Below are 11432 nucleotides of genomic sequence, written 5' to 3' on the forward strand. Positions count from 1 at the left end.
GAGTGACTATGTTAACCAAATTCAAACAAGCCGTTTTTTTAGTATTAGCTTTAATATTTAGTGCTACAGCATTTGCTGAAAATGATCCCTATAAACAGATGCAAGTTGCAGCTGATAAAATTTTTAGCACCATGAATGCACAATCCGCAGCATTAAAATCAAACCCTAACAAACTAAAAGAGATTGTAAGATCGGATTTATTGCCTTATGTACAAGTCAAATATGCTGGCGCATTAATTCTAGGTAACTATTATAAAAGTGCGACAGAAGCACAACGCACAGCTTATTTTGCGGCTTTTGAAAACTATCTGGTACAAGCTTTCGCTCAAGCATTATCTATGTATAATGGACAAACTTATCAAGTTGAATCGCCTAAAGATTTAACTGGTAAAACACTTATTTCTATTCGTGTTTTATTAAATCAACCAGATAAAAATCAACAACCATTGCGTATTGATTTTCAATGGCGTAAAAACTCTGTCACTGGTGAATGGAAAGCTTATGATTTAGTTGCTGAAGGTGTAAGCATGATCACAACAAAACAAAATGAGTGGTCAACCATTTTACGTCAAAACGGTATTGATGCATTAACTAAACAATTAACTGATCTTTCAAACCGCAATATTGATCCAAATGCAAAACAAAAGGGTTAGTCGATAATGTCGCGAATCAAAACAGAACAACAACAAGATGTATTGTGTCTATTGGGTGAGCTTGATATTTACTCTTTAAACGATTTATGGTCAACACAAAGTTCCCTTTTAAACGGTGTAAAATCCATTGATGTAGAACAACTTACTCGGGTTGATTCTTCAGGTCTCGCGACTTTAATTTATTTTTGCAATAAATATGATGTAAAGCTTAAAGGTATTAATCCTCAGCTACAAACATTAATTACCTTGTATGATTTACAACCTGTTATCAATATTTAAAAAGTCAAATTTTATACTAAAACGCATAGTTACCTGAAACTTTTTGACAAAACATAATACCCATAATTTATATTAATAATGAGTAATAAATAATGAATAAACAAGAAATTATAGATAAATTAAACAGTTCACTTAAACTTGATGATTTACATGTACTGACTGATGATGGCAGCCATTTTCAAATTATTGCCGTTGGTGAATTATTTGCCGATTTAAATCGAGTAAAAAAACAACAAGCGATCTACGCCCCTTTGGCAGAATTTATTCATGATAACCGCATCCATGCACTTTCGATAAAAACCTATACTCCCTCTGAATGGCAACGCGAACGCAAATTAATGGGATTATAATGCTTCGCAAGTATGACATTCTCTTGAATTAACTGAATTTGTCACCATATTATGTTCTATCAATAGACAACCCATGTGTATAAAGGTATCGCTACATGACTAATCCATTATTAACAGATGCATCATTACCACTCTTTTCACAAATTAAGCCCGAGCATGTCTTACCTGCTATACAAGAGACATTAACAAACTGCAGAAAAACAATTGAAACAGTATTAAAGCAAAATAGCCAATATACTTGGGATAATTTAATCCAACCAATTGATGAAATGGACGAAAAATTTAGTCGAGCTTGGTCTCCGATTAGCCATCTTAATTCAGTTAAAAATAGCCCAGAACTACGCGAAGCTTATGAAGCGTGTCTGCCGTTACTATCTGAGTACAGCACATGGGTTGGGCAACATAAACCTTTATATCAAGCCTATAAACAACTCAAAGAAAGTGAACAATACGCTACGTTAAGCAAAGCGCAAAAAAAAGTTGTTGATAATGCACTCCGTGATTTTGAATTATCCGGAATTGGTTTACCTGATGATCAACAAAAACGCTACGGTGAAATTGTCGCAAAACTATCAGAATTATCATCAAAATATAGCAATAATGTACTTGATGCGACTATGGGTTGGTCAAAATTAATTACCGATATCAAAGAACTCTCTGGCATGCCTGAAAGTGCGCTTGCTGCCGCAAAAGAACAAGCCAACATAAAAGGTAAAGAGGGTTGGTTGCTCACCTTAGATATGCCAAGTTATCTTCCAGTCATGACTTATTGTGATAATCGTGATTTACGTTTTGAACTTTATCAAGCCTATACTACTCGTGCATCAGATCAAGGCCCTCATGCAGGTAAGTGGGATAATACAGAAATCATCAAACAAATCTTAACGCTACGTAATGAGCTTGCACAATTACTAGGCTTCAATACCTATGCAGAGAAATCACTTGCAACAAAAATGGCTGAGTCCACCTCGCAAGTCATCGAGTTTTTAACTAATTTAGCAATTAAAGCTAAACCTCAAGGTGAAAAAGAGCTAGCTGAACTTAAACGTTATGCTTATGAGTTTTTTGGCGCTAGTGATATCAAACCATGGGATGTTGCATATTATAGTGAAAAACAAAAGCAATATTTATACAGCATTAACGATGAAGAGTTGCGTCCTTATTTTCCTCAGCAACGAGTGATTAATGGCTTATTTGAGGTGGTACACCGTATCTTTGGTATTACAGCCAAAGAGCGACAAGGCATTGAAGTTTGGGATCCCGAAGTGAAATTTTATGATCTATTTGCTGCTAACGGTGAATTAAAAGGTAGCTTCTATCTTGATTTATATGCGCGCGAACACAAGCGTGGTGGCGCTTGGATGGATGATTGTATTGGTCGTATGCGTTTTGCTGACGGTCATGTACAAAAACCGGTTGCCTATTTAACCTGTAACTTTAATCGCCCTGTTGGCGACAAACCAGCGCTATTTACGCATGATGAAGTCACCACCCTATTCCATGAGTTTGGTCATGGTTTACACCACATGCTAACCGAAATTGATACTTCATCTGTCGCAGGTATTAATGGTGTACCTTGGGATGCGGTTGAATTACCTAGTCAATTCTTAGAAAACTGGTGTTGGCAACCCGAAGCACTTGCATTTATATCAGGACATTATCAAACTGGCGAACCACTGCCGGCAGAAATGTTAGAAAAGATGTTAGATGCTAAAAACTACCAAGCCGCGCTATTTATTTTACGCCAATTGGAATTTGGTCTATTTGACTTTAAATTACATACACAAAAAGATCCTGATATTTTAAACACATTAGCCGAAGTAAGACAGCAAGTCGCTGTTGTGCCTACCGTTGAATGGGGTCGATTCCCACATGCATTTAGTCATATTTTTGCTGGAGGTTATGCTGCTGGTTATTACAGCTATTTATGGGCAGAAGTATTATCCGCTGATGCATTTTCACGTTTTGAAGAAGAAGGCATCTTCAACGCTAAAACCGGTAATGCCTTTCTTGATAATATCTTGTCGCAAGGCGGTAGCGATGAACCAATGACACTATTTAAAAACTTCCGAGGTCGCGAACCTCAACTTGAAGCATTACTTCGACATTATGGCATCCACTAGTCCTAACTTAGCTCAGCTAAAATTATTAGCTGAGCAGTGGTTATCGGCAAATGCCGATCTACCGTTCACTCTGGTTACCCAAAACAATCAACTTGAGTTACAAAAGACAGACGAACCAAAATTAGGTTCGATATGTGTTAATTTCGTTTCAGGAACAATGGCTCATCGTCGTCAATTTGGTGGTGGTCGCGGCGAAGCGATTGCGAAAGCGGTCGGTGTAAAAGGTGATTATTTACCTACCGTTGTTGATACCACAGCAGGGCTTGGTCGAGATGCCTTTGTTTTAGCATCTATCGGCTGTCATGTTACTATGTTTGAGCGGCACCCTGTTGTTGCCGCATTATTAGAAGATGGTTTACAGCGTGCCTATCAAGATCCCCATATTGGTAGTTGGCTTGAGCAACATTTACGTTTGATTTATCATTCAAGCATTGAGGGATTGAGTACTTATCCAGATAAACCCGATGTGGTTTATCTCGACCCCATGTTTCCACATCGTCAAAAAAGTGCACTTGTCAAAAAAGAGATGCGCATTTTCCAACAACTAGTTGGTAGTGATAATGATGCTGATAGTTTATTAGAACCAGCAAGAAAATTAGCAAAAAAACGAGTGGTAGTAAAAAGGCCAGATTATGCGCCGTTTTTAGCCAATCAAAAACCGACGGCCGAAATTAAAACAAAAAATCACCGTTTTGATATATATACACCTTTAAAGTAATACAGGAACACATTTTAAATTATGCGATTAGATAAATTTCTTGCTCATCACTTAGGCGCCAGTCGCACGATTGTCACCAAAGAACTCAAAGCTAAAAAAGTGACTGTCGATGGTGAGATTATAAAGTCAGGCGCTTATCAATTATCGCCAAAACAGATTGTTCATTATGATGGTTATCAAATCGAACAAGTTACCAGCCAGCGCTATTTCATGCTCAATAAGCCTCAAGGCTATGTTTGTTCAACCGATGATCCTGACCATCCCACTATTCTTTATTTTATTGATGAGCCGATGCCTGAAAAATTACATGCAGCTGGTAGGCTTGATCTTGATACGACTGGGCTGGTATTGCTGACCGATGATGGTAAATGGTCACACCGAATTACATCACCCAAGCATCATTGTGAAAAAGTCTATGCCGTGACGGTTGAACAACCATTAGGCATTGAACTGATTGATATATTTAACAATGGCATCCAATTAAAAAGTGAGAAATCACTCACTAAACCAGCTAAATTACATATTATCGATGATTTTCACGCTGAACTAACCATTAGTGAAGGGCGATATCATCAAGTTAAACGCATGTTTGCTGCAGTCAATAATCATGTTGTTGCGTTGCATCGCAAACAAATCGGCAAAGTAATCCTTGATATACCTGAAGGGGAATATCGACCACTTACACAAGATGAAATAGACTCGTTTAATTGATACGTACAATTTATAGAGCTCTCAACCACAACTTTCCATTTAAATAAGTAAGAATTTTTTAAATGATTTTGTGTCATTTATTGTCGCGCATTTTGTGATGCCCATCTTAAATAAAATTTGAAGGAAGTAAGACGTGCCAACTCAAAATACTTTAGTTGATCTTAAAATTTCTAAACAAGCACTGATTTTTATTCTTGGATTACTCTCTATGCTAATGCCGCTATCGATAGATATGTATTTACCAAGTATGCCAACTATTGCTCGTGATTTTAATGTAGCCGATTCGGCTGTACAATTAACCATTAGCTGCTATTTATTAGGATTTTCTGTTGGTCAACTTTTATTTGGACCGCTCACTGACAGTTATGGGCGGCGTAACATCCTAATTTTTGGTCTAATTATTTTTATAGTTGCAGCGTTAAACTGTGGTATTGCAGCCAATATTAATCAATTAATCACCGCTCGCTTTTTTCATGGCATTGCGGCGGCAGCAACAACAATTGTGATTAATGCGTTAATGAAAGATATTTATCGTGACCGTGATGAATTTTCTAAAATGATGTCATTTGTAATGCTGATATCCAATGTTGCACCATTACTAGCGCCAATTATTGGTGGGTTTATTTTATATTGGTTTAATTGGCAAGCCAATTTCTACACTATAGGCCTAATTGCTTTGGTCTGCTTCGGTCTAGTTATCACCTTTATTCCTGAAACATTAGCTAAATCAAAACGAGACCAATTCAGTTTAATGCGTATATTAAGTAATTTCATTACACTATTTCGCCATAGGCAAGTATTAACTTATATGATGATAGGTGCATTTTCTGGTGCAGGATTATTTTCATTTTTAAGCTTAGGACCTTTTGTTTATATGAACCTGCACGGTGTTGCATCAATTAATTTTGGTTACTACTTTGCGTTCAATATCATAGTTATGGTCCTAATGAATACATTAAATAGCCGTTTTGTTAAACATGTTGGCGCGATAAAAATGATGCGGTTTGGTCTTTTGCTCCAATTTATTATGGCAATAGCACTAATGCTTGTCACAGTATTTAATTTTGGATTTGCCTATCTTGTTGCCTGTGTTGCAGGTTATATCGGTTGTATGTCAACTATTGGTGGCAATAGTATGGCAGTTGTTTTAGATTTTTACCCCCATATTGCTGGCACAGCGTCTTCTCTTGCCGGCACAATTCGATTCGCAATCGCTGGTGCATTAGGTATATTATTATCAATATTAGTCTCAACGCATACTGCTGCAACTATAACGATCGACAATACAACAGAATGGCTAATGGTTGGCTCTATGGTGTTATGTAATTTCCTTTCTGTTAGCTTATTTTTGAGTATCAAAAAAATCAAAAGGTGATCATTATGATTTATCAACTAGGCGATTTATATCCACAAATTCATCCAAATTGTTTTATTGCAAAATCTGCCGATATCATTGGTGATGTTGATTTACAAGAAGGGGTTTCTATTTGGTTTAATGCTGTTTTACGCGCTGATATTGCCCCCATACGTATAGGAAAAAATAGTAACGTACAAGATAACTGCACAATCCATCTTGAAACCGACATCCCTTGCATTGTTGGCGAAAACGTCACTATCGGTCACAATGTCATTCTTCATAGCTGTACAATTGAAGATAATGTGCTAATTGGCATGGGCAGTACAATTCTCAATAACGCCAGAATCGCAAAAAACTGCTTAGTAGGGGCTAACTCACTAGTTACCCATTCGCTTCCTTATGAAGAAGGATGTCTTATTATGGGATCACCCGCTAAAATTATTCGCAAATTGACCGAGACTGAAATTACTGCCAATATTACTAATGCACAACGATATGTACAAAATGGTATCAGATTTAATACGACCCTATTTCCCATTACATAATAACCCAACAATAAATTGTGTTTTAGATAGTATTGGCTCTGTGAGTAGGCACAATTTATGATAAAATGCCAGAAATTTAAATTACAATAGTTTTTAGGTACTTGTTTGAAAAAGCCCAAAATGACAAGAAAACAGATTATTAATCAATTTATTCTACTTATAATAATCGGTTTATCTGTTTGTTTATTTTTATCACAGTTCAGTTACGATCCGTCTGATCCTGGTTGGTCTCGCACTGCTTGGCACTCTCCTATTCGTAATTTTGGTGGTTATATTGGCGCCTATACCTGCGATATTCTTTTTCAATTTTTAGGTTTTATTGCTTATAGCCTACCTTTTATCACTATTTTTATCTGTTTACAGTCAATCGTCTATTTTTATAAGCATGCAAATAATCCTATTAACTACTTTACTCTTTCATTTCGGATTATTGGTATTTTAGCGTTTATATTTAGTGCAACTGGATTTTTTGCTTTAAACATTCGTGATTCTGAACAATTTGAAGCGGGTGGTTATCTGGGTGCGACAGTGATTGAAAGCCTTTTACCGGTTATAAATAACGTTGCTTTATCATTAATTTTTCTTGCAACTTGCCTAGCCTGTGTCACGTTATTAACTGGATTATCATGGCTCACCCTAATTGAAAAATTAGGTGCTTTTGTCATGACCCTACTGCTACCAATTAAATCGTTAATTAAATCTCGCATAACAAATAAACTTCAACAGCCTGATGAGGAAACTAAAAAACCTCAATTTACTATGCCTCTTAAAACAAAAAATGATCATAACCATGTCATTCAAACATCGAACGCTAGCGCTAGTAATGACAGTTCTCAAGAGTGCTCTTCAAATACTACCGCGGAATTAATCGGATCATCTCGCGAAGATGCTCAATTGCCATCGTCAACCATAACCTCGCAAACAATTGATAATCCGCCAAGGAAAGAACTAGACCCCGACGAAATTTTATCTCGCCTTGAATCGATTATTCAAAACATGAATAGAAGCAATGCTACACCAGATCAAGAGCAAGCGTTGTCCTCATCAATGGAGCAAATAAAACAGGTAATACAAACGCAAAAATCAGTAGAAAAATTATCATTTGAAGAGTCAGATAAATACACCATTTCAGATGCGCCAAGTAAACCCTTGTTTACCTCGGTACATAATGACCCTGAAATAAAATTCACTCACGAACAAACACCCTTGGAACCAGCTATAGACGTTGCAAAAATTGAAATAATTGAATCTAAGCAGTCATTTATCCAAGAGCCGGAGATTATTACAGACACAGAAAGCCTAGCTGACATTGCAAACATAGCTGATACAGAAACAGAAACAGAAACAGAAACAGAAACAGAAACAAAAGTAAAAGTAGCAGATATAGAACAGTTAGAATATATTGATACTGAAGCGCTAAAAAAAGCCAATCCAATCATTGACGATATCTATCCTGAAGAAGATCGCCTTGAAGATGTACAAAACTACCATTCCAATGAAAGCGACGAAGAAAGCTTAATTCATCCATTATTACGACGTAATGATAAACCATTACCTAAACCAACTACACCTTTGCCGTCGCTAAACTTGCTAACCGCGCCACCGACAGCGCGAATCGAAGTCGATCATGCTGCCTTAAATGCGAGATCTGAACTAATTGAAAAAAGTTTATCAGATTACCGAGTTAAAGCAAAAGTAGTTGATTATTTACCCGGACCTGTGATTACTCGTTTTGAAATCGAACTGGCACCGGGCATTAAAGCCGCACGAATCTCAACGCTAGACCGTGATTTAGCGCGTTCACTATCCATGCCATCGGTACGTGTGGTTGAAGTTATTCCAGGTAAACCTTATGTTGGCATTGAATTACCTAATAAGAACCGGCAAACGGTCTATTTTAGGGAGGTTTTAGATAGTCCTCAGTTTAAAGATGCGCAATCACCACTGACGATAGTATTAGGGAAAGATATCTCTGGACAATCGGTGGTTGCTGATTTGGCGAAGATGCCGCATCTATTAGTTGCCGGTACGACAGGTTCAGGTAAATCTGTCGGCGTTAATGCAATGATTTTAAGTATTTTATATAAATCGCAACCTGAAGATGTCAGGTTTATTATGATTGATCCGAAAATGCTTGAGTTATCTATTTATGAAGGGATTCCACACTTATTAACCCAAGTAGTAACCGATATGAAAGATGCCGCCAATGCGCTTAATTGGTGTGTTAACGAAATGGAACGACGCTATCGGCTCATGTCGGCATTAGGTGTACGTAATATTGCCGGTTATAACGAAAAAATCAAACTGGCAGAACAAATGGGACGACCGATTCCCGATCCGCTATGGAAACCAACCGATAGCATGGATCTTAACATGCCGACACTAGAAAAATTACCATACATTGTAGTTATGGTTGATGAGTTTGCCGATCTTATTATGGCAGTCGGTAAAAAAGTAGAAGAGTTAATTGCACGACTTGCTCAAAAAGCACGGGCGGCTGGTATTCACTTGGTATTAGCAACCCAGCGCCCCTCAGTTGATGTCATTACTGGCTTAATCAAAGCAAATATTCCAACACGCATTGCCTTTACAGTATCAAGTAAAATTGACTCGCGTACCATTTTAGATCAAATGGGCGCTGAATCACTACTTGGTATGGGGGATATGCTTTATTTAGCCCCTAATAGTTCCATTCCAATTCGCGTTCACGGCGCTTTTGTCCGTGATGAAGAAGTGCACGCTGTTGTACAAGATTGGAAAGCACGTGGCACACCAAAATATATCGAAAATGTCACTGTAGCAACCGACGAAAGTGAAAACGGTAACGCAGATACGTTAGGTGAAGAGCTCGATCCATTATTCGATCAAGTTGTCGCTTTTGTTATAGAAACGCGAAGAGCATCTATTTCTAGCGTACAACGCAAATTTAGAATTGGCTATAATCGAGCAGCCCGCATTGTAGAACAAATGGAAGTAGAAGGCATTATTAGCGCCCCAAGCCACAACGGTAATCGGGAAGTACTCGCGGTATCTACACATAGCGATTATTAATTATTGTCATAAGCCAATCAATTTTAATCGATAGATTGGTTTATGACACACTAGCATCACACAACATGATAATTATCATCCCCAATAGGTAATCAATAATAATGAACAATTATTATCAACAAATCGCATTATTAGAATTAAAACTCAATAATGACTCCAATCAATGCTTACCTGCACAATTAGCAACCCAAGCATTAATTAAAGAAATTTGCCTATCACCTAAGCCCGGATTAGTTGACATGAATAACAGTGGTGCCCACCGCGACATGAATTTTCAAACCTTTGTCCACAGCATCAGCGCTATTAGCAACTGGTTTGAACGTTTTTATCAATATGGCAAAGCATCCGCTTTACACGATAACAAACTATTTTTAGCAGGAATTAGACCGATTGGTATTGAGTGTGAACAAGCCATGTTCCAAGCCACCAACCAAGTCAACACCCATAAAGGCGGCATATTTGCTTTTGGATTGCTATTGGGTGCAATTGGACGATTAGAACAACTTGGCTTACCCACCCATGCACAAAGCATCTGTGACCTAGTTTCAGCCATTTGCCAAGGTATAGTTCAAAGAGAACTACAGCAAAATAACCAAACTAATTCAATAGGCGAAAAGCTATTTAAACGTCATCACTTATCTGGCGCACGTGGCGAAGCAGAATCAGGTTATGCAACAGTTCGAAACATTTCACTTCCTATCTATCAAGAAATGCAAAACAGTGGCTATGATGAAGAAACTTGCTTATTACAGGCGATGTTATATTTACTTGCTTTTAATCAAGATACTAATTTGGTTTCACGAGGCGGCCTTGATGGCTTGGCTTTTGTGCAAGAACAAGCCAAGAAACTGATTAAACAAGGTGGCGTTACACATCCCGATGGTCGGCACAATCTATATCAACTTGACACCGAATTAATAAAACGCAATTTAAGCCCCGGTGGTTCGGCCGATTTAATTGCGATTACTTGGTTTTTGTCTCAGTATAACAAATCAACTTTTTGAAAAATTAATTACCAGGTCTTCACCATCAAATTTTTATTCAATAATATATTGAACAATATAGATTAATTAAAAAATCATAAAATTTCTTCCGATAATAGTTTATACTCTGTTCAAATTATCACTTATACTTAAAACAATAATAATATGAATAACAAATGTGCAAATTACATAACTAAAAAGACCATGCACAGATTTTAGGGAAAATTAGGAGAACAATATGGAAAACAGGCTTAATGACCTAATCGGTCAATTAGGTGAAGCACACTATCAGGTGGTATTATCCTCACTAGCTAGGCTCGCACTGGATCATAACTATGCCATTTTTCGACATCAAAGTGAGGTCAATATCAAATATTTTTGGTCAAAGCGCTCTATTTGTGTTTATATTGTCAATGACCTTAAACTATCGATATTGGCAAAACAGCTAATTAATATTGGTAATAACATCGCTAAAATATTACATCAACCTTATTATCCTTTCTTTGAACCGTTTCACATGCAATTTTTGTACGAAGTTACTACCAACCAAGACACCGCATGGCTAAAATCGCAATTTGCCCAAATTGAAAACTATTATTATCCGTCGATTTATGCTGGGAAATTTATCCGTTTCACCATCAATATTAACCTTGAAAGCCCAT

Annotated in this window: 11 protein-coding genes; all 11 read left to right on the top strand. The window is 37.2% G+C overall.

The features are described from left to right. Positions 1–8 precede the first annotated feature (8 nt). Complete coding sequence (gene mlaC / locus BQ5209_RS10045) at positions 9–653, top strand: phospholipid-binding protein MlaC (protein ID WP_085248652.1); 645 nt, start codon at positions 9–11, stop codon at positions 651–653. A gap of 6 nt (positions 654–659) precedes the next feature. Next, positions 660–932, top strand: coding sequence for an STAS domain-containing protein (locus BQ5209_RS10050; protein ID WP_085248653.1), 273 nt, complete (start codon positions 660–662; stop codon positions 930–932). 92 nt (positions 933–1024) lie between these two features. Next, positions 1025–1282, top strand: coding sequence for a BolA family protein (locus BQ5209_RS10055; protein WP_085248655.1), 258 nt, complete (start codon positions 1025–1027; stop codon positions 1280–1282). A 95-nt stretch (positions 1283–1377) separates the two neighbouring features. Beyond that, positions 1378–3405, top strand: coding sequence for an oligopeptidase A (prlC, locus tag BQ5209_RS10060; protein WP_085248657.1), 2028 nt, complete (start codon positions 1378–1380; stop codon positions 3403–3405). Beyond that, positions 3392–4123: a class I SAM-dependent methyltransferase gene (locus BQ5209_RS10065; RefSeq protein ID WP_085248659.1), complete on the top strand. Its 732-nt coding sequence runs from the start codon at positions 3392–3394 to the stop codon at positions 4121–4123. Before prlC ends, BQ5209_RS10065 begins: the two co-directional genes overlap by 14 nt. A 21-nt stretch (positions 4124–4144) precedes the next feature. After that, complete coding sequence (gene rsuA / locus BQ5209_RS10070) at positions 4145–4834, top strand: 16S rRNA pseudouridine(516) synthase RsuA (RefSeq protein WP_085248661.1); 690 nt, start codon at positions 4145–4147, stop codon at positions 4832–4834. 133 nt (positions 4835–4967) lie between these two features. Next, entirely contained in the window at positions 4968–6209 is a 1242-nt protein-coding gene (locus BQ5209_RS10075; protein ID WP_208610022.1) for a Bcr/CflA family multidrug efflux MFS transporter, read from the top strand. 5 nt (positions 6210–6214) lie between these two features. Beyond that, positions 6215–6736 (top strand): gamma carbonic anhydrase family protein, encoded by a 522-nt coding sequence (locus tag BQ5209_RS10080; protein ID WP_085248663.1) that lies wholly within the window; start codon positions 6215–6217, stop codon positions 6734–6736. Between the two features lie 120 nt (positions 6737–6856). Then, positions 6857–9787 carry a DNA translocase FtsK 4TM domain-containing protein gene (locus BQ5209_RS11090; protein WP_143421909.1) on the top strand — a complete coding sequence of 977 codons (2931 nt, stop codon included), beginning with the start codon at positions 6857–6859 and terminating at the stop codon, positions 9785–9787. A gap of 101 nt (positions 9788–9888) precedes the next feature. Then, the gene (gene citG, locus BQ5209_RS10090) at positions 9889–10791 is read left to right on the top strand and encodes a triphosphoribosyl-dephospho-CoA synthase CitG (protein ID WP_085248665.1); all 903 of its coding nucleotides are present in this window, start codon (positions 9889–9891) and stop codon (positions 10789–10791) included. Between the two features lie 217 nt (positions 10792–11008). Beyond that, positions 11009–11432 (top strand): hypothetical protein (locus BQ5209_RS10095; protein ID WP_143421910.1); only part of this gene is annotated, 424 nt, incomplete at its 3' end.

This window comes from Gilliamella mensalis (assembly GCF_900103085.1).
Lineage (GTDB): Bacteria > Pseudomonadota > Gammaproteobacteria > Enterobacterales > Orbaceae > Gilliamella > Gilliamella mensalis.